Below are 18,997 nucleotides of genomic sequence, written 5' to 3'. Positions count from 1 at the left end.
GGAGCTGTTATGGAATTAACGCAACATCAGGCTGACGCGTTTGCCCGCATGCCTTTGACCTATTTGCGCCAGGAATACCCGAACCACATCATGCACCTGCTGAATGATGATGGTGACGTTCTGCCGCCGCGCGAACTGCACCCCATTTTCTACGGCTGTTTCGACTGGCACTCGGCGGTGCACGGCTACTGGCTGCTGCTGCGCTGCGTGCGTATCTACCCGGATCTGCCGAGCCGTGACGCGATCGTCGCGCTTGTGGACGAGCACCTGACGGAAGAGAACGTGGCGAAGGAGCTGGCCTATTTCACCGCGCCGTTCCGCGCCTCGTTTGAGCGCCCGTATGGCTACGGCTGGCTGCTGGCGCTGGCCCAGGAGCTAAAGCAGTCGTCGCTGCCGCAGGCCGCAGTCTGGTACCGGACGCTTGAGCCGTTAACCCAGGATATTCGTAACCGGCTGGTGGATTACCTCAGCAAGCTCACCTATCCGATCCGCGTCGGGACGCACTACAACACGGCGTTTGCCCTCGCGCTTGGGTTGGACTACGCCCGAGCAGTAGAAGATAGCGCGCTTGAGCAGGCGATTGTCACGGCGGCGGAGCGGTTTTATCTCGCCGACACGCGCTATCCGGCCCACTACGAGCCCGGCGGTGATGAGTATATTTCCGGCGCGCTGACGGAAGCGCTGCTGATGAGCAAAGTGTTGGAGGACTTCCCGGCCTGGTTTGACGCGTTTCTCCCGGAGGCGAGCACCATTGCGGCGCTGATGAACCCGGCGGAAGTGAGCGACCGTACCGACCCGAAAATTGCCCATCTCGATGGGTTAAACCTCAGCCGCGCCTGGTGCATAAAGCATATTGCCAGAGCGCTTCCCGCAAACCATCCGGCGCAGCAGGCGCTGCGCGAGGCGGTGACGAAACACCTGACGGCAAGCGTTGAGCATGTGGTCGGCAGCCACTACAGCGGCGGGCACTGGCTGGCGAGCTTTGCGCTGCTGGCGCTGAAGTAAAAGAACGCGCTGCGCTGCAAGGTGCTGCATCAGTCTAGGCTGACGCCCGAACCGCAGGGCTCAGCCTGCTCACGCTAAACAACACCGATCCCGTCGAGGCTATCACGGCTATCCATAGCGCCAGATGCACGGCCCGGTCATGGTCTGATTCGGTCGTTGCAAGCAGCACGCCCACCGCGGCGGCGCCGAGACACTGGCCGAATGTCCTTACAATCGACAACACGCCGGAGGCGTAGCTGGCATATTCTCGCGCCACGTTAGAGAGCATCTCCCGGTTATTGGGGCTCTGGAAGCAGCCAAACCCAATCCCGCAAACCAGACTGCGCAAGCAGATATTCCATGCGGAAGGATTTTCCGGCAACGTCGCCAGCAGGACCAGCCCACAGACAAAAATCATCAGCCCGATTGTCGAGATCAGCGGCGCGGAAATCGTATCTGCCCATCGCCCCGCGTGCGGCGCGATCAGCACGATGCCAATCGGCCACGGGGTGAACAGCAGCGCGGAGACCACCGGGCTGTAGCCATACACGCTCTGAAACAGAAACGGCAGCGCGACAAAGGTGATGCCCTGACTGACAAACGAGGCCAGCGAGGTCAGGGCTGCGAGGGTAAAGCGTCCGTTTTTAAACATGACGGGCGGCAGGATGGGACTTCGCGCGCGCCGAATCCGCCAGATAAAGGCGAGGGCGCTGACCAGCGCGAGCAGCCCCCAGCCTGTGGCCGCCTGGTTGATGTTTTGCGTCACGTGCTGAAGGCTGTCGGCCAGCATGATTGCTGAACCTAACAGCGCGGCGGAGAGCACGGCGCCCGGCGCGTCAAAGGGCGAGCGGTCAACGGCCGTTTCCCGCGGCAAGGCCCGCCATGCCAGCAGCAGGGCGACGCTGCCCGGAACAATGTTAATGGCGAACAGCCACTGCCAGCTCAGCGCGTCCAGTATGGTTCCGCCCAGCACGGGGGCAATCGCCGTGCTGGAGGCGATAAGCAGGGCGTGCAGCCCCAGAATACGGCCAAGCAGTCGACCTGGAAAAACGGATCGCAGGATTGCCGGGGCGATACTCAGGGTGGCCGCGCCGCCGATGCCCTGCAGAATACGCATGCCGGTTAACATTTCCGGCGTCGCTGCCAGCGCGCAGCCGAGCGAGGTGAGCGTAAAGGTGGCAAGCCCGGCAAGAAACACCGGGCGATAGCCCACGCGCGCCGCCAGCGCGGCGAAGATGGCTAGCGTCATTGCCGCTGACAGCAGGTAACCGTTGGCGAACCAGACCGCAACGTTTGCGGGTACCTGCATCTCCCTTGCCATGGAGGGCAGCGCGATGTTGATCATGGTGCCGTCAAAGACGCCCATCAGCGTGGTGGTCATGACGGCGGCCATGACCCGGGCGCGTTCATGACCGGGTAAGCCTTCATCACCGGGCAGGTTTGAAAAAAGCGTCATCGTCGTTACTCCGCATAAGAATAGTGATGACGAAACTATAAGCATGCGGTATACAGGGCGGAAGACGCATCAGCTGCACTGAATCATTGCGTATAACGCCTTATCTTAGGAGTCACCGTGTCCGATCCTGACTTTAACCTTCTGGTTGCGCTCGACGTTCTGCTGGCCGAAGCCAGCGTGGCGGGCGCGGCGCGACGTTTGAACCTCAGCACCTCCGCCATGAGCCGCACCCTGAGCAGGCTGCGGGAGGTGACCGGCGATCCTATTCTTGTGCGGGCCGGGCGTCATATGGTGCTGACGCCCTGGGGAGAAGCCACGCGGGACCGCGCCAGAACTGCCGTGCATGAGGCGAGGGCGGTGCTGCAGCCCTCCACCGACGCGCTGAAGGTTGAAAGTCTCGAGCGGCTGTTCACCATCAGAGCCAACGACGGTTTTGTGGTGGCGTTTGGGCCACTGCTGATTGCGGCGGTGGCGAGCGTTGCGCCCGGGGTGTGCATCCGCTTCTCGCCAAAACCTGAAAAAACGTCGCGCTATTTGCGCGAAGGGCTGGTCGACCTGGAGATCGGCGTGCAGAGCAATATGGGGCCTGAAATACGGCTGCAACGGCTCTTTGAGGATCGGTTTGTTGGCGCGGTGCGTAAGGGACATCCGCTGTCATTACGGCCTGACGTCAGTCTTGACGATTATGTCGCGTGGGGCCACGTGGTGGCCTCACCGGACGGATCGCTACACGGGTTTGTCGATGACGCGCTGGCGGAACGGGGGATGAAACGCAAGGTCGCCAGCGTGGTGCCCGGATTTCCAACGGCGCTATCCGTGGCGCTGGCGTCCGATCTGATTGCCATGGTGCCGGCGCTGTACCTGCTCAATCAGCCGATGAACGAGCGCGTACACGTCTTTGAACTGCCGTTTAAAACCCGGACCATTACGGTGTCACAGATGTGGCATCCGCGCATGGAAAGGGACCCGGGACATCGATGGCTCAGGGAAAAAGTACTGGAAGTGTGTCGGGCCGTGCGCTGACGCTCAGGCCACTTTTCCCGGCACGATGAGGATGAAGCGCGTCGATACCGCATCCGATTCCACCCGGACTTTCCCGTGATGCGCGGAGACGATGGACTTCACGATGGAAAGCCCGATCCCGCTGCCTTCGCCTTTGCGCTGCCTTGACGGATCGACGCGATAGAAACGGTCAAACAGCTTTGGCAGATGCTCTTGCGGGATCGGCGTACCGGGATTTTCTATCATCAGTTCAACGTCGTTATCCTGTTCTCTGATGGAGACCGTCACCGCTTTCCCGGCTGGCGTATAGCGCAGGGCATTGGAGAGCAGATTATTTACTGCTCTTCTGAACATCTGCGGATCGCCTTCTATCAGGCAGGGCATCCCGTTAAATTTCAGCGTAACGTTGCGTTCTTCCGCCCAGGCTTCGAAGAAATCGAAGACTTTCATGACCTCCGCACTTAAATCAAACACCACCCGGTCAGGGACGAGCTGGTTATTATCCGCCTGCGCCAGGAAAAGCATGTCGCTGACCATGCGGGTCATCCGGTTGTACTCTTCAAGGCTGGAGTACAGAACATCCTCCAGCTCTTTCTGCGAGCGATTCTGGCTCAGCGCGATTTCCGTTTGCGTCACCAGGTTGGTGATGGGGGTTCTGATTTCATGCGCGATATCGGCGGAAAAATTCGCCTGACGGGTAAAGACATCTTCAATCTTTTCGATCATATGGTTGAAGGAGATGACCAGCTGTTCCAGCTCAACGGGCACGCGGGACGGCTCCAGCCGCGCGTCGAGGTTTTCTGAAGTGATATTTTTAATGGCGTTGCTGACGTTACGCAGGGGCAAATGTCCCTGACGAACCGCGATGCGAATGACAAGAATAATCAGCAGGCTGATCGCCGCGGCAATCGCCAGGAGATTCTTTTTCAGCGCCTCAAGGTAGTGCAGATGAAAATTGATGGAGAGCCCGATCAGCATCACGTAGCCCTGCGTTTTGCCCTGCAGCGTCGCCGTGCCTGAAGAGGCGATAATCCGGTACGTTTCCATTTTCATGTCGGACCCGGCGTGCATGTTTGCGGCAGGGTCTTCAACCGTCCAGAGAAACACATCCTGCGCGCGGCGGTGTTCGCTGAAGTCCGCCGCGTTCATCGCAGGGCGCAGTGCTGCCCCTTGCGCCGAGCTGAACAGGATATTGCCCTGCGGATCCAGGAGCAGGACGGCCACGTTGCGGTAGCTGGCGATAGACTCTTTGATTTTACTGATTTTCTTTTGGTCAGGATCGACCGGAGACTGCAGGATGCGGTGCATCGCGGTGCTGATTTGCTGCAGGTCGCTGACATCCTGCTCGGCGAAGTGCTTTTCAACGGAATGCAGCATAAACCAGGTAAAGGCGAAAAAGGCCAGTATCGTGGAGAGACTGATAAAAAAGGTCAGCCGCAGGGCAAGCGAAAAAGGGCGCCCGGGAAGCTTAACGCGCATCCGGCACCTCCAGCATATAGCCCACGCCGCGCACCGTCTGGATCAGCTTCGGTTCAAAATCGTTATCGATTTTCGCCCGAAGCCGCTTTACCGCCACGTCAATTGCGTTTGTGTCGCTGTCAAAATTCATGTCCCATACCTGGGAGGCAATCAGGGAGCGGGGAAGCACCTCTCCCTGATGACGCAGGAAAAACTCCAGCAGGCTGAACTCTTTGCTGGTTAACGAGATGCGGCTTCCGGCCCGGCTTACTTTTCTCGACACGAGGTCAACCGTCAGGTCCGCCACCTGAAGCTGGCTTTCCGCGATCACCGTATTTCCGCGTCTCAACAGCGTCCTCACCCGGGCGAGCAGCTCGGCAAAAGCGAATGGCTTAATCAGATAGTCATCCGCGCCCAGCTCAAGCCCTTTAACCCGGTGTTCAATCGTGCCGAGAGCCGTGAGTAACAGGATGGGCATCCCTTTTCCCGCAGAGCGGAGCATGCGGACAATGTCCCAGCCGTTCACATCGGGCAGCATGATATCCAGAATCAGCAGATCGTATTCAGCGGTCATGGCGAGATGGTAGCCGTTCAGGCCATTATCCGCGTGGTCCACCACAAACCCCGCTTCAGTCAGCCCCTTACTCAGGTACTCACCGGTTTTCATTTCGTCTTCGACGATCAGTATTTTCATCGTGCTCCCCTGACTGGCTGCTGATGACATTCTAGTGAGCGTACCGCCGTTAACAATGACTTACGCTAAAAATGACAACATTGTCATTATCCTGTCACCCGTCAAACAGGATGCGTTGCGTAGAGTAGCCCTAAAACTACTCTGGACTTTATTTGAACCGTTATGTTCCTGTTAAAACGACTAAGCATCAGTACGGTATTTATTCTGGCAGGCTGCGTCTCGCTGGCCCCGGAGTACCAGCGGCCGGAAGCACCTGTCCCCCGGCAGTTTTCGCTCTCCCGTAACGGCCTGACGCCCGCGGCGGCAGGGTATCAGGATACCGGCTGGCGCAACTTTTTCGTTGATCCTCAGGTTGCCGGGCTGATTACGGAGGCCCTGAAGAATAATCGCGATCTGAAAATGGCCGCCCTGAAGGTCGAAGAGGCCCGGGCGCAGTTCAACGTGACGGATGCGGATCGCTACCCTCAGCTGAATGCCTCCTCGGGCATCACGTACAGCGGCGGGCTGAAAAGTGACAAACCCACCGCGCAGCAGTACGACGCGGGCCTTGCGCTTAGCTATGAACTCGATTTCTTCGGCAAGCTGAAGAATATGAGCGATGCCGACCGACAAAACTATTTCGCGAGCGAAGAGGCCCGTCGCGCGGTGCATATCCTTCTCGTCTCTAACGTTTCCCAGAGCTACTTCAACCAGCAGCTGGCGTATAAACAGCTGCGTATCGCGCAGGATACGCTGAACAATTACCGGCAGTCTTATGCATTCGTTGAGCAGCAGCTGGTGACGGGCAGTACGAACGTCCTGGCGCTGGAACAGGCCCGGGGACAGATCGAAAGCACGCAGGCAGAGATTGCCAAAAGAGAGGGGGAGCTGGCGCAGGCCAATAACGCCCTGCAGCTGGTCCTCGGCACGTATCGCGCGCTGCCGGGTGACGGCGGCATGAACGCCAGCGACGTTGCGCCGGTAAAACTGCCTCCTCATCTTTCCTCCGCGATACTGCTGCAGCGTCCGGATATTATGGAGGCGGAGTATCAGCTTAAAGCGGCCGATGCGAATATCGGCGCGGCGCGCGCCGCCTTTTTCCCGTCTATTTCCCTGACCAGCGGGCTTTCAACGGGCAGCACGGAGTTGTCCAGCCTCTTTACGTCCGGGAGCGGGATGTGGAATTTTATTCCTAAAATCGAAATTCCCATTTTTAATGCGGGCAGAAATAAGGCCAACCTGAAGCTGGCCGAAATTCGCCAGCAGCAGTCGGTGGTTAATTACGAGCAAAAAATTCAGTCCGCCTTTAAACAGGTTGCCGACGCGCTCGCGCTGCGGGACAGCATTAACCAGCAGCTTGCTGCACAACAGCGGTATCTGGATTCGCTCCGCATCACGCTTCAACGTGCCAGAGGGTTATATTCCAGCGGCGCGGTCAGCTATATCGAAGTGCTTGACGCGGAGCGTTCTCTTTTCTCTACCCAGCAAAATATTCTCGACCTTATTTATGCCCGGCAGGTTAATGAAATTAATCTCTTCACCGCGCTCGGCGGCGGTTGGGTCGAATAATCTTATTTAATTAAACAGGAAAATAACCATGCGCAATTCACTTAAGGCCGTTGTATTTGGTGCAATCTCCATTGTGTTTTCTGCCGGCCTCCAGGCTGAAGTTCATCAGCACGATATGATGAGTGCTGCCAGCGAAGGGACCTCAGAGCAGGTCATCACGGGAATCGGCATCGTGAAGGACATTGATCTCACAAATAAAAAAGTCACGATTTCCCATGAAGCGATCCCGGAAATTGGCTGGCCCGCGATGACCATGCGTTTTACCTTTATTCAGGCTGACGAGAGTATCAATGCCTTAAAAATCGGTAACCACGTGAATTTCTCGTTTGTTCAGCAGGGCAATCTCTCTTTACTCAAGAGCATTAAATAGCGAGACGCGGCATGGCCTCAGTAAAAATAAAATATGCCGCCGTGATAGCCAGCAGCCTTATTGCGGGAGGGCTGATATCGGTGACGGCACGGCAGGCGATTCATTCATTTGAAAAAACAGAAAATAGCGCACCAGAAAGAAAGGTGCTTTTCTGGTATGACCCAATGAAGCCAGACGTTAAATTCGATAAGCCCGGCAAATCGCCGTTTATGGATATGGATCTGGTACCGAAATATGCGGATGAAAACGACAATAAAAGCAGTGCCGGTATCCGTATTGACCCGACGCAGGTCCAGAACTTGGGATTAAAAACACAAAAAGTGACGCGCGGAACGCTTAATTATGCCCAGACGATCCCGGCTAACGTCAGCTATAACGACTATCAGTTTGTCATTGTGCAGGCCCGCGCGGAAGGTTTTGTGGAAAAAGTGTACCCGCTGACGACGGGCGATAAGGTGAAGAAAGGCACGCCGCTCGTTGATATAACCATTCCTGACTGGGTAGAGGCGCAGAGCGAGTTTCTGCTGTTATCCGGTACCGGCGGAACGCCGACGCAAATCAAAGGGGTTCTGGAACGGCTTCGGCTGGCGGGTATGCCGGATGAGGATATTCAGAGGCTGCGTGCGACCCGCACTATTCAGACCCGGTTTACCATCAGGGCGCCGATCGACGGAGCGATCACGGCCTTTGATCTGCGTACCGGCATGAATATTTCCAAAGATAAGGTGGTAGCGCAAATTCAGGGGATGGATCCGGTCTGGATCGGCGCGGCAGTGCCTGAATCCATTGCTTATCTGCTGAAAGAGACCTCGCAGTTTGCGGTTTCGATACCGGCTTATCCGGATAAATCCTTCCCGGTTGATAAATGGAGTCTTCTGCCGAGCGTGGATCCAACCACCCGTACGCTGCAGGTGCGCCTGCAGGTCTCTAACAGGGATGAGCTGCTGAAACCGGGCATGAACGCGTACCTGAAGCTGAATACTCAAAGCCAGGAAATGCTGCTGATCCCTTCCCAGGCCGTTATCGATACCGGTAAAGAACAGCGCGTGATTACCGTCGATGCGGACGGGAATTTTGTACCTAAAAGGATCCACGTTCTGCATGAATCTCAGCAGCAGTCCGGCATTGGTAGCGGACTGGAAGAGGGGGAGTCGGTAGTGGTCAGCGGTCTGTTCCTGATTGACTCGGAGGCCAATATTACCGGCGCGCTGGAGCGCATGCGTCACGCTGAAGCCGCTGACGACGCGCATTCTGGCCATTAAGGAGACGATGATGATTGAATGGATTATCCGGCGGTCGGTCGCCAACCGTTTCCTGGTCATGATGGGGGCGCTGTTCCTCAGCGTCTGGGGCACATGGACGATTATTAACACGCCAGTCGATGCCTTGCCCGATCTCTCTGACGTTCAGGTGATTATCAAAACCAGCTATCCCGGCCAGGCCCCGCAGATTGTTGAAAACCAGGTCACCTATCCACTGACTACCACCATGCTGTCGGTTCCCGGCGCAAAAAACGTGCGCGGTTTTTCGCAGTTTGGCGATTCATACGTGTACGTCATTTTTGAAGACGGCACTGATTTGTACTGGGCCCGTTCGCGCGTGCTGGAGTATCTGAACCAGGTTCAGGGCAAGCTGCCTGCCGGCGTGAGCTCTGAAATCGGTCCTGATGCCACCGGCGTGGGCTGGATATTTGAGTATGCGCTGGTGGATCGCAGCGGAAAACACGATCTCGCGGAGTTGCGCTCGCTGCAGGACTGGTTCCTGAAATTTGAATTGAAAACCATCCCGAACGTGGCCGAAGTGGCCTCCGTCGGAGGCGTGGTGAAGCAGTATCAGATCCAGGTCAATCCGTTAAAGCTGGCTCAGTACGGCATTAGCCTGCCGGAGGTTAAGCAGGCCCTTGAGTCGTCTAACCAGGAGGCGGGGGGATCGTCAGTTGAAATGGCGGAAGCGGAGTATATGGTCCGGGCCAGCGGCTATCTGCAGACGATGGATGATTTCAATAACATTGTCCTGAAAGCCGGAGAGAACGGGGTACCGATTTATCTTCGCGATGTCGCCCGCGTACAAACGGGGCCGGAAATGCGCCGCGGCATTGCCGAATTAAACGGGCAGGGGGAAGTTGCGGGTGGCGTGGTGATCCTGCGTTCGGGTAAAAATGCGCGTGAAGTCATCACGGCGGTGAAAGATAAGCTGGAGACGCTGAAGGCCAGCCTGCCGGAAGGCGTTGAGATTGTGACCACCTACGATCGCAGCCAGCTCATCGATCGGGCAATCGACAACCTGAGTTCCAAGCTGCTCGAAGAGTTTATCGTGGTGGCCATCGTCTGCGCACTGTTCCTGTGGCACGTCCGCTCTGCGCTGGTCGCGATTATCTCTCTGCCGCTTGGCCTGTGTATTGCCTTTATCGTCATGCATTTCCAGGGGATGAACGCCAATATCATGTCGCTGGGCGGCATTGCCATTGCGGTCGGAGCGATGGTGGATGCCGCCATCGTCATGATTGAAAACGCGCACAAACGGCTCGAAGAGTGGGATCACCAGCATCCGGTAGAGCAGATTGATAACGCCACGCGCTGGAAGGTGATCACCAACGCCTCTGTCGAGGTTGGCCCCGCGCTGTTTATCAGCCTGCTGATTATCACCCTGTCCTTCATTCCCATCTTTACTCTTGAGGGGCAGGAAGGGCGGCTGTTTGGTCCGCTGGCCTTCACCAAAACGTACTCCATGGCGGGTGCGGCTGCGCTGGCTATAATCGTTATCCCCATCCTGATGGGGTTCTGGATCCGGGGTAAGATTCCCGCTGAGACCAGTAACCCGTTGAACAGGCTACTGATTAAAGCCTACCATCCGCTACTGATTAAGGTGCTCCACTGGCCAAAAACAACCCTGCTGGTTGCGGCCTTATCCATCTTCACGGTGATCTGGCCTCTCAGCCAGGTGGGCGGCGAGTTCCTGCCGAAGATCAACGAAGGCGATCTGCTGTATATGCCGTCAACGTTGCCGGGCGTCTCTCCGGCAGAAGCGGCGGCGCTCCTGCAGACCACGGGCAAGTTAATCAAAACCGTCCCTGAAGTGGCCTCCGTTTTCGGCAAGACGGGTAAGGCCGAAACGGCTACGGATTCCGCGCCGCTCGAAATGGTGGAAACCACCATCCAGCTCAAGCCTGAGAATGAGTGGCGGCCCGGCATGACGATTGACAAGATCGTTGACGAGCTCGATAAGACCGTTCGGTTGCCCGGCCTGGCGAACCTCTGGGTTCCGCCCATTCGTAACCGCATCGATATGCTTTCCACCGGGATCAAAAGCCCGATTGGTATCAAGGTATCAGGTACCGTTCTGTCGGATATCGACGCCACGGCGCAGAGCATCGAGGCGGTAGCCAAAACGGTGCCGGGCGTGGTGTCAGCCCTGGCTGAACGTCTGGAGGGCGGGCGCTACATTGACGTCGATATCAACCGGGAAAAAGCCTCGCGCTACGGGATGACGGTGGGCGATGTGCAGCTGTTCGTCTCCTCGGCCATCGGCGGGGCGACGGTGGGGGAAACGGTGGAAGGCGTCGCCCGGTACCCGATTAATATCCGCTATCCCCAGGACTACCGGAACAGCCCGAACGCGTTAAAGCAAATGCCGATCCTGACGCCGATGAAACAGCAGATCACACTGGGCGATGTGGCGGATATCAACGTGGTTTCCGGCCCCACGATGCTGAAAACGGAGAATGCCCGCCCTGCGAGCTGGATTTATATCGATGCTCGCGGCAGGGATATGGTGTCGGTGGTGAACGACATTAAGACGGCCATCAGTCAGAACGTAAAGCTGAGGCCGGGCACCAGCGTGTCATTCTCCGGGCAGTTTGAGCTGCTCGAACACGCCAACAAGAAACTGAAGCTGATGGTGCCGATGACGGTGATGATCATCTTCATTCTGCTGTATCTGGCGTTCCGCCGTGTGGATGAAGCGCTGCTGATCCTGATGAGCCTGCCGTTCGCCCTGGTCGGGGGAATATGGTTCCTCTACTGGCAGGGCTTCCATATGTCTGTGGCAACCGGCACCGGCTTTATCGCCCTGGCCGGGGTGGCGGCAGAATTTGGCGTAGTCATGCTGATGTATTTGCGTCATGCCGTTGAGGCGCATCCGGCGTTGTCCCATCGGGACACGTTCACCGAACAGGGGCTTGATGACGCCCTTTACCATGGCGCCGTGCTGCGCGTGCGGCCAAAGGCCATGACCGTCGCGGTGATTATTGCCGGCCTGCTGCCCATTCTTTGGGGAACGGGGGCAGGGTCAGAGGTCATGAGCCGGATAGCGGCGCCGATGATTGGCGGGATGATCACGGCGCCGTTGTTATCCCTGTTTATTATTCCTGCGGCGTACAAGTTAATCTGGCTGCGCAGGCATAAAAAATCCTAAAAAAACCCGCCGGTAGCGGCGGGTTAGTGACAGAAATGTCACTTCATATCCTCGCAGAGAAACATGTCAGCTCAGGAAATATTAAAGCTTACCGGCAGACTTTCTCAGCACAGTAATATCCCTCTTGGGTGATTCCCCGAACATCCGCGAATATTCCCGGCTGAAATGGGATAAGCTTTCGTAACCGACAGCATAGGCCGCTGTGGTGACATCGTAATGCTCATTCAGCATCAGTCGTCTGGCTTCATTGAGGCGCAGCCATTTCTGATAACGGAGCGGACTCATTCCCGCAAGCTGTCTGAAATGTTGGTGGAAAGAGGGCGTGCTCATTTGCACGCGGCTTGCCAACTCCTCGACACGTAAAGGTGACGCGATATGGGTCTTTAACCAGTCGATAGCTTTACCGATACGGTAGCCATGGCCGTCTACTGCGGCAATCTGCCTGATATGATCGGACCGATCGCTCATCAAAAGCCTGTAATGTATCTCCCTTTGAATCAGCGGCCCGAGAACAGGAATGGCTTGAGGCTCGTCAAGCAATGAGAGCAGGCGGCAGAAAGGCTCCAGCAAAACATCAGTAACAGTACCGATCCCTACACCCGTTCCCGCGTCTCGTTTTTTGACGGGCGGCAGGCTTCCCTGTGCAATTAATTCCATCAGCACGCGCTGGTCAAGTTTATAGGCTACGCCGACACAGGGCCGGGTTGCCGACGCCTGTATTACTTCAGAGTTGGCCGGCAGGTCGAGAGACGTGATCAGGAATTTTTCCGCATTATATTCATAAGGTTCACCACCAACCCACATGATCTTAGCGCCATCGGCCACCAGAACGATACTGGGAGGGACCAGGCAGCTCACCGGCGGAGCGGGTTCGTTCCGCCGGAATAACTCCAGTCCTTCTACGGCTGTAGGGAAATCACCGGTACAGGGCGTGCGCTGAGCAATATCCCGGGAAAGCTTACCGAGTAGTTTCTCAACCGACTTGTCTGAAATCATTCTGTAATGCCTCACATTTTACGACGTAATCAACGTAGCAGTTATGAAAACTGAAATATACGCTTTGGCATCAGGTTTAGAGGATCGGGCAAATAATGCAGAGTATTTTAATAACACCTTTCGTTAAAGACTCCCAAAATAACAACCCTGAATTCACTGAATGAAAGGTTTTAATAGCATGACGACAAAATCTTCAACGCGATTCTTAAATGGCGCACTCCTTGCCGGAGCGATGGCTCTGATTTCAACAGAAACTGCGATCGCCCAGCCTGCACCAGGCGCAACAGACTCTTCACCGCGTCTGGTTCAGACGTGGGATAAAACCTTCCCAAGGAGCGACAAAGTGGATCATCAAAAAGTAACTTTTAAAAACCGTTACGGCATTACGCTGGCCGCTGATGTGTATCTCCCTAAAGATCGCGGAAATAAGAAGCTTGCTGCACTTGTTATTTCCGGGCCTTTTGGCGCGGTAAAAGAGCAGGCCTCTGGTCTCTATGCGCAAACCTTAGCCGAGCGCGGATTCATGACGCTGGCATTTGATCCGTCTTATACCGGTGAAAGTAGTGGTGAACCCCGCAATATTGCTTCACCTGATATTAATACCGAAGACTTTATGGCAGCAGTCGATTTTATTGGGCTGCAACCTTATGTGGATCGTGAACGTATCGGTGTCATCGGTATCTGCGGCATGGGGGGGATTGCCCTGAATGCTGTTGCCGTGGATAAACGCGTAAAAGCGGTGGTTGCCAGCACCATGTACGATATGAGCCGCGTGATGTCGAAAGGTTATAATGACAGCGTAACACCGGAGCAACGCGAGCAGGCCCTGGAGAAGATGAGCCTTCAGCGCTGGGAAGATGCGGCAAACGGCAAACCGGCCTACCAGCCAGCCTACAATAAGCTGAAGGGCGATGAAGCACAGTTCCTCGTGGACTATGCGGACTATTACATGACCAAGCGCGGATATCATCCACGAGCCGTCAACTCTGGCAATTCATGGTCCGTGACAACGCCGATGTCCTTCATGAATTTCCCGCTGATGACATACATTAAGGAAATTTCTCCGCGACCAATCCTGTTCATTCATGGCGATAAAGCGCATTCGCTTTACTTCTCCAGAACGGCTTATGAAGCGGCAAATCAGCCAAAAGAGCTTCTGATTGTTAAAGATGCCACGCATGTCGATTTATATGATCGTATGGATAAGATCCCGTTCGATAACATCACGGCATACTTCAATAAATATCTGAATAAACGATAATTTCCTCAGTAACCGATACAGTGCACTGTATTGATATGAGAGGGAAGGTAACTATGAGGATCTTGACTGGACGGTTTATGGCTTCTTTTATAATGCTCACATCCTATTTAACATAATATACATTATGCGCACCAACATAGAATCAGAAGAAATCTGGCATCTTATGGACACGTTGGGCCTGGATGCTGATGACCTCTGATAGTGTCTTCTCACGTGCTGCTATCGTCACGCTGATCGTCTCACAGTGTATGGCTTACCGTTTTGCCCTGTTGATATAAGCCTGTAAACCCTCTGCAAGAAAATCAAACACCGTTTTGCAGGCCTGACTGTGGCGTAAATCCTCATGCATCACCAGCCAGGTGTCCAGATGAAATGCAAAGTAATCAGGCATTATCCTCTGCAACGGCGGAGAAAAATCTGCCAGTTGTACCTGACACATTCCGATACCGGCGCCTGCGCGAATAAGGTTTAATTGGGCAATATCACTGTCGGTCCGTACGGTAAACAGATCGCGGTTTAGCTGTGGGTATTGTTTAAGTGCCTGTAAAATAAAGGGTGTCAAATTATCGAAACCGACAAGCGTATGGGTGAATAACTCATCAATACTTTCCGGAGCACCACGTCGTGACAGATAGGCTGGCGCGGCATGCAGACCTATTTCAACCCTGCCCATCCGACGGGCAATCAGTTGTTCCTGCACCGGCGTGGCCATGCGTACGGCAATATCCGCCTCCCGATTCAGTAAATCCTGAACTCGATTAGACAGAACCAGTTCAACGGTTATTTGCGGATATGCATCCTTTATCTGTGCAATCACGGGAGGCAGAACCTCCGTGCCGATGATTTCACTGGCGGCGACGCGCACCACGCCCCGCAACCCGGTTGCGCCGGAGCTGAAACTCGCAGCCGACCGCTCAATCATCATGGCCGTATTTTCCATTGCCTGCGCATGGCCCTTCAACTCAACGGCTGCATCCGTGGCCTGCAATCCTGTCTGCGAACGAGTGAATAAAACGAGGCCCAGGGCTGATTCCAGTGCTGCAATATGTCGTCCGGCGGTTGGCTGGGTAATGGCAAGCCTGCGTGCGGCCCCTGACAGAGACCCTTCTTTCATCACGGCCAAAAAGGTGCGATACCATTCCCACGGGATATTTAGCTTCATACAAAAATGCATACCTGCTGGCTTATATTATGCAATTACATTTAGCCCGTGCGGCCCTTAAGATGTCAAGCAGATATCCAATAAGGGCCAGACGATGAAAAGCACAAATAAGGTACTAATACTGGGCGCAACGGGTGGAATCGGTGGCGAAATTGCCCGTAAATTGATCCGTGATGAATGGGATGTTCGGGCATTGCGCCGCAGCGCTCCTCAACATGACGATCGGAACGAAAGCATGACCTGGATAAGCGGCGACGCGCAGAATGCTGAACGGGTTGAGGCAGCAGCGTCAGATTGCAGCGTGATTGTCCATGCCGTTAACCCGCCGGGGTATCGAAACTGGGAACAGCTGGTTTTGCCCATGCTGCATAACACCATCAACGCAGCGGAGCGAAACGGTGCATTAATCGTTCTGCCGGGCACGATTTATAACTACGGTCCGGATGCTTTTCCCCTCTTACGCGAGGATTCCCCTCAGGATCCGGTTACCCGAAAAGGAGCCATACGCGTTCAAATGGAGAAGGCGCTCTCAGCCTATGCTCAGCGTGGCGGAAAGGTGCTCATTTTGCGGGCTGGCGACTTTTTTGGTCCCCTCGCAGGCAACAACTGGTTTTCACAGGGACTGGTAAAACCAGGGCATCCACCGAAGGTCGTTAAAAATCCCGGGCAAACCGGCGCAGGACATCAGTGGGCTTATCTGCCGGATGTCGCCGAAACCGTTGCGGCACTGCTGGCGCGGCGGGATGAACTCGAACCGTTTTCCTGTTTCCATATGCGTGGACACTGGGATCCTGATGGGACAACGATGACCGCAGCCATAAAGCACGTCGCGGAGCATGCCGGTATTAAGGCGAAGGTGAAGTCATTTCCATGGTGGCTGGTCTCTGCAATGAGTCCGTTTAACGCCACGCTGCGTGAAATGCGGGAGATGCGCTATCTCTGGGAGCAGACAATAGAGATGGATAATTCAAAACTGATCGCCTTTTTAGGCCATGAACCGCAGACCCCTCTTACCGAGGCCGTGCGCTCTACACTAGCGGGCCTGGGCTGTATTTAACATAACCTGCACGTTTAGAAAGGGTTGAAAAATGTCTGATATACTTCAGCTTTTGAAAAACGCTGTCGTAAGCAAATGGAAATTGAATTAAATAAAAGTATTAAAGAGAGAGTTTTCCATGCTGTCATTTTTGAAGTGACGGCCAACGTTATCATCGCGTTGTCACTCGCCTGGCTGATGAACGTGTCGGTACTTCAGTCAGGCTCGTTGTCCGTGATATCTGCACTTACCGCAACGGTCTGGAATTTTATTTTTAATAAGCTCTTTGATTCACTGCAGAAAAAACATCAGTTTCAACGCACATTTCTCGTTCGCGCAATCCATGCTGTTGGTTTTGAAACGGGACTTATCATCTCCTTAATCCCTGTGGCAATGGTTATGCTGAACCTGACCGTGACGGAGGCATTTTTTGTTGAGATTGGCCTGGTGCTGTTTTTCCTGCCCTATACGATGCTGTTTAACTGGCTTTACGACTACCTGCGCTGGACGTTCGTTGGACGGAAGCGTTCGGCGTTATAGCTAAGTGAATCAATGTAAAAATGAAGAGGAAGAAAAATGCGAAGTCTGCTGACTAAAGGAATTTGTCTTGCGTTAGCGCTGTCGGCCGCCGGGACGGCTCAGGCCGGTAAGAAAGAGAGCCATGACGACAAGCTCACCGGGATAACCATTTTCGCTCAAAAAGAGTCTCAGGGAAGCCAATGGGACAGTACAACGGGCGAAGCAAAATATATGGTTAGCTACAAGGTTACGCTTGATAACGCGTCGGGTAAAAGTATTGAGCCGGGCAAAGATAATAAGATGTGTTTCTTCCTGTTTGATAAAAACGGAAAAACATTTATGAGCACCGGCATTGAGCTTGAAATGCTGAAAAAATACAACCCAAGGGACAACAGAACCGGATTGGTCTATTTTTCCAGCTCAAATCCTGACGTTTTAAATATGCCATTTGTCCGCTTCGGCATCGGAAAAGACTGCATAAATTGATGACTGTCACATTGGCACGTTCTTTCGTATGGTCGCCCCACTCTCCTTCTATACTGGTTATTTCTCCATCTCATAAAGGAAGGAACCATTTTTCAGTCACTCTCTGAGGTCAACACGACGGAGCCCCCCTTTTCCGATACCGCGCGGATCCAGTCCCGATCGGTATTGTCTTCAACGACGATGGTGTTCACCGATGACACATCGCCAATCACAAACGAAGACGCTGTGTTGACCTTTTCCGGAGATGCCAGGACGACCGTCTCCGCGGCTCTGCCGGAAAATGCACGTTTGATGCACGCTTCTTCGAAATCGCCGGTTGTCAGCCCCGCCTCAGGATGGATCCCGGTCACGCCCATAAAGAACAGATCTGCATGAATATTTTCGATGCCTTCGATCGCTGCAGCGCCAACCGCAACAATGGAGTGCTTATACAAGCGACCGCCGATCAGAATCACCTCGATGGACGGATGATCCACGAGCCCCAGGGCGATGCTCGGGCTGTGCGTAACCACCGTGATGCGCAGGTCTGGAGGGAAAAACGTAATCAGCTCCGATGTTGTCGTGCCACCGTCAACGATCACCACCTGCCCTGATGAAATCAGCTGTGCCCCTTTCCGGGCGACCCTCTTTTTTGCATCCATCTTCACGGATTGCCGTTCGGCATAGGGAGCAATAGCAGAAGATGACGGCAGCGCGCCGCCGTGAACCCGCTGTAAACGCCCTTCTGCCGCCAGCTCGCGTAAATCACGCCGAATGGTGTCTTCAGAGACGTCAAAGAGCATGCTGAGTGCTTTTGACTGGACCTGACCTTCTGCGCCGAGCTTTTCGAGGATCAATTTTTTTCGCTGACTGGTGAGCATCATGAATTCCTGATGTTGCATGCTTTATCTTGAAAGTGCACGATAATGCTGTTTATGATAATTACTCTACGTAAGGAGGAACAAACGTGCAATCAAAACGTGCAGATGTGCGCATCATTGACAGTGAAACCCTGTCAGATAACTGGTACAACCTTAAAAAATACACCTTCGACCTGCAGCGCCGTGACGGCGAATGGCAAAGACAGCAACGGGAGGTCTACGACCGTGGCAACGGCGCGACTATTCTTCTCTACTACCGTGAGGAAAAAACGGTGATCCTGACGCGCCAGTTCCGCTTTCCCGTCTTTATCAACGGCCATGAGGACGATTTAATCGAAGCCGCGGCGGGACTGCTGGACAACATGGATCCCGAAAGCCGCATAAAAGCTGAAGCGGAAGAAGAGACAGGATTTCAGGTTTCGAGGGTGCAGAAAATCTTTGAAGCCTATATGAGCCCGGGCTCTGTCACGGAAAAACTCTATTTTTATCTTGCCGAGTATCAGCCGAAAGACAGAACCGGCGCAGGCGGCGGGATCAAGGCTGAGGGAGAAGATATCGACGTGCTGGAAATGACGCTTGAAGAGGCATTACGCGGCATTGAAACAGGCAAGATTGTCGACGGTAAAACCATCATGCTGCTTTATCATATTGCTCTTAAAGGCATTATGTAGACTGCTGGTTAAAATCCTGATTTTGAATCTGGGTCGGTACGCTTGTCCATTACTCAAATGTAAAGCGGAAAACCTCCTAAA

General features: G+C 54.5%; 17 protein-coding genes. 11 read left to right on the top strand and 6 right to left on the bottom strand.

From position 1 onward, the window contains the following. The first annotated feature begins 9 nt into the window (after positions 1–9). Positions 10–1,005: a DUF2891 domain-containing protein gene (locus NI40_RS11340; protein WP_039262432.1), complete on the top strand. Its 996-nt coding sequence runs from the start codon at positions 10–12 to the stop codon at positions 1,003–1,005. A 34-nt stretch (positions 1,006–1,039) separates the two neighbouring features. Here NI40_RS11340 and NI40_RS11335 read toward each other — a convergent pair whose 3' ends face one another. After that, complete coding sequence (locus tag NI40_RS11335) at positions 1,040–2,440, bottom strand: MFS transporter (RefSeq protein ID WP_039262433.1); 1,401 nt, start codon at positions 2,438–2,440, stop codon at positions 1,040–1,042. A gap of 117 nt (positions 2,441–2,557) precedes the next feature. Here NI40_RS11335 and NI40_RS11330 point away from each other — a divergent pair, with 117 nt between their 5' ends. Then, a complete protein-coding gene (locus NI40_RS11330) occupies positions 2,558–3,463 on the top strand; it encodes a LysR family transcriptional regulator (protein ID WP_039262434.1) in 906 nt (301 codons plus the stop codon). Positions 3,464–3,466: 3 nt separating this feature from the next. On the opposite strand, the gene NI40_RS11325 is transcribed toward NI40_RS11330, so the two are convergent. Further along, positions 3,467–4,921 carry a Cu(+)/Ag(+) sensor histidine kinase gene (locus NI40_RS11325; protein WP_039262436.1) on the bottom strand — a complete coding sequence of 485 codons (1,455 nt, stop codon included), beginning with the start codon at positions 4,919–4,921 and terminating at the stop codon, positions 3,467–3,469. After that, on the bottom strand, positions 4,911–5,594 hold the full coding sequence (locus NI40_RS11320) for a copper/silver response regulator transcription factor (RefSeq protein ID WP_039262437.1): 684 nt from the start codon (positions 5,592–5,594) through the stop codon (positions 4,911–4,913). The genes NI40_RS11325 and NI40_RS11320 overlap by 11 nt, the downstream gene beginning before the upstream one ends. 162 nt (positions 5,595–5,756) lie before the next feature. Here NI40_RS11320 and NI40_RS11315 point away from each other — a divergent pair, with 162 nt between their 5' ends. The 4 genes from NI40_RS11315 to silA are packed head-to-tail and all read left to right on the top strand — an operon-like array spanning position 5,757 to position 11,925. Beyond that, complete coding sequence (locus tag NI40_RS11315) at positions 5,757–7,142, top strand: efflux transporter outer membrane subunit (protein ID WP_039262438.1); 1,386 nt, start codon at positions 5,757–5,759, stop codon at positions 7,140–7,142. A 28-nt stretch (positions 7,143–7,170) separates the two neighbouring features. Then, positions 7,171–7,512 carry a cation efflux system protein CusF gene (gene cusF / locus NI40_RS11310; RefSeq protein ID WP_039262441.1) on the top strand — a complete coding sequence of 114 codons (342 nt, stop codon included), beginning with the start codon at positions 7,171–7,173 and terminating at the stop codon, positions 7,510–7,512. An 11-nt stretch (positions 7,513–7,523) separates the two neighbouring features. Beyond that, the gene (locus NI40_RS11305) at positions 7,524–8,774 is read left to right on the top strand and encodes an efflux RND transporter periplasmic adaptor subunit (protein WP_039262442.1); all 1,251 of its coding nucleotides are present in this window, start codon (positions 7,524–7,526) and stop codon (positions 8,772–8,774) included. A gap of 10 nt (positions 8,775–8,784) precedes the next feature. Continuing rightward, the gene (gene silA, locus NI40_RS11300) at positions 8,785–11,925 is read left to right on the top strand and encodes a Cu(+)/Ag(+) efflux RND transporter permease subunit SilA (RefSeq protein ID WP_039262443.1); all 3,141 of its coding nucleotides are present in this window, start codon (positions 8,785–8,787) and stop codon (positions 11,923–11,925) included. 81 nt (positions 11,926–12,006) lie between these two features. Here the strand turns inward: silA and NI40_RS11295 are convergent, their stop codons facing one another. Continuing rightward, positions 12,007–12,921 (bottom strand): AraC family transcriptional regulator, encoded by a 915-nt coding sequence (locus tag NI40_RS11295; protein ID WP_039262446.1) that lies wholly within the window; start codon positions 12,919–12,921, stop codon positions 12,007–12,009. 160 nt (positions 12,922–13,081) lie between these two features. On the opposite strand from NI40_RS11295, the gene NI40_RS11290 reads away from it, so the two are divergent. Further along, complete coding sequence (locus NI40_RS11290; protein WP_039262448.1) at positions 13,082–14,182, top strand: alpha/beta hydrolase; 1,101 nt, start codon at positions 13,082–13,084, stop codon at positions 14,180–14,182. A 253-nt stretch (positions 14,183–14,435) separates the two neighbouring features. On the opposite strand, the gene NI40_RS11285 is transcribed toward NI40_RS11290, so the two are convergent. Beyond that, positions 14,436–15,344, bottom strand: coding sequence for a LysR family transcriptional regulator (locus NI40_RS11285; RefSeq protein WP_039262449.1), 909 nt, complete (start codon positions 15,342–15,344; stop codon positions 14,436–14,438). 94 nt (positions 15,345–15,438) lie between these two features. On the opposite strand from NI40_RS11285, the gene NI40_RS11280 reads away from it, so the two are divergent. From NI40_RS11280 to NI40_RS11270, 3 genes are all read left to right on the top strand, one after another. Further along, positions 15,439–16,401 (top strand): NAD-dependent epimerase/dehydratase family protein, encoded by a 963-nt coding sequence (locus NI40_RS11280; protein ID WP_039262450.1) that lies wholly within the window; start codon positions 15,439–15,441, stop codon positions 16,399–16,401. Between the two features lie 75 nt (positions 16,402–16,476). Next, on the top strand, positions 16,477–16,920 hold the full coding sequence (locus NI40_RS11275) for a PACE efflux transporter (RefSeq protein WP_039262452.1): 444 nt from the start codon (positions 16,477–16,479) through the stop codon (positions 16,918–16,920). A 36-nt stretch (positions 16,921–16,956) separates the two neighbouring features. Then, positions 16,957–17,385, top strand: a complete 429-nt coding sequence (locus NI40_RS11270) for a DUF4354 family protein (RefSeq protein WP_039262454.1) — start codon at positions 16,957–16,959, stop codon at positions 17,383–17,385. A gap of 92 nt (positions 17,386–17,477) precedes the next feature. Here NI40_RS11270 and NI40_RS11265 read toward each other — a convergent pair whose 3' ends face one another. Further along, positions 17,478–18,245: a DeoR/GlpR family DNA-binding transcription regulator gene (locus NI40_RS11265; RefSeq protein ID WP_039262455.1), complete on the bottom strand. Its 768-nt coding sequence runs from the start codon at positions 18,243–18,245 to the stop codon at positions 17,478–17,480. 86 nt (positions 18,246–18,331) lie between these two features. Here NI40_RS11265 and NI40_RS11260 point away from each other — a divergent pair, with 86 nt between their 5' ends. Next, positions 18,332–18,916, top strand: coding sequence for a GDP-mannose pyrophosphatase (locus NI40_RS11260; protein WP_039262456.1), 585 nt, complete (start codon positions 18,332–18,334; stop codon positions 18,914–18,916). Positions 18,917–18,997 lie beyond the last annotated feature (81 nt).

This window comes from Enterobacter sp. E20, from assembly GCF_000801755.2.
Classification (GTDB): domain Bacteria; phylum Pseudomonadota; class Gammaproteobacteria; order Enterobacterales; family Enterobacteriaceae; genus Enterobacter; species Enterobacter asburiae_B.
Note: the sequence above shows the minus strand (reverse complement) of the source record. Positions and strands in the feature narration are given on the sequence as shown.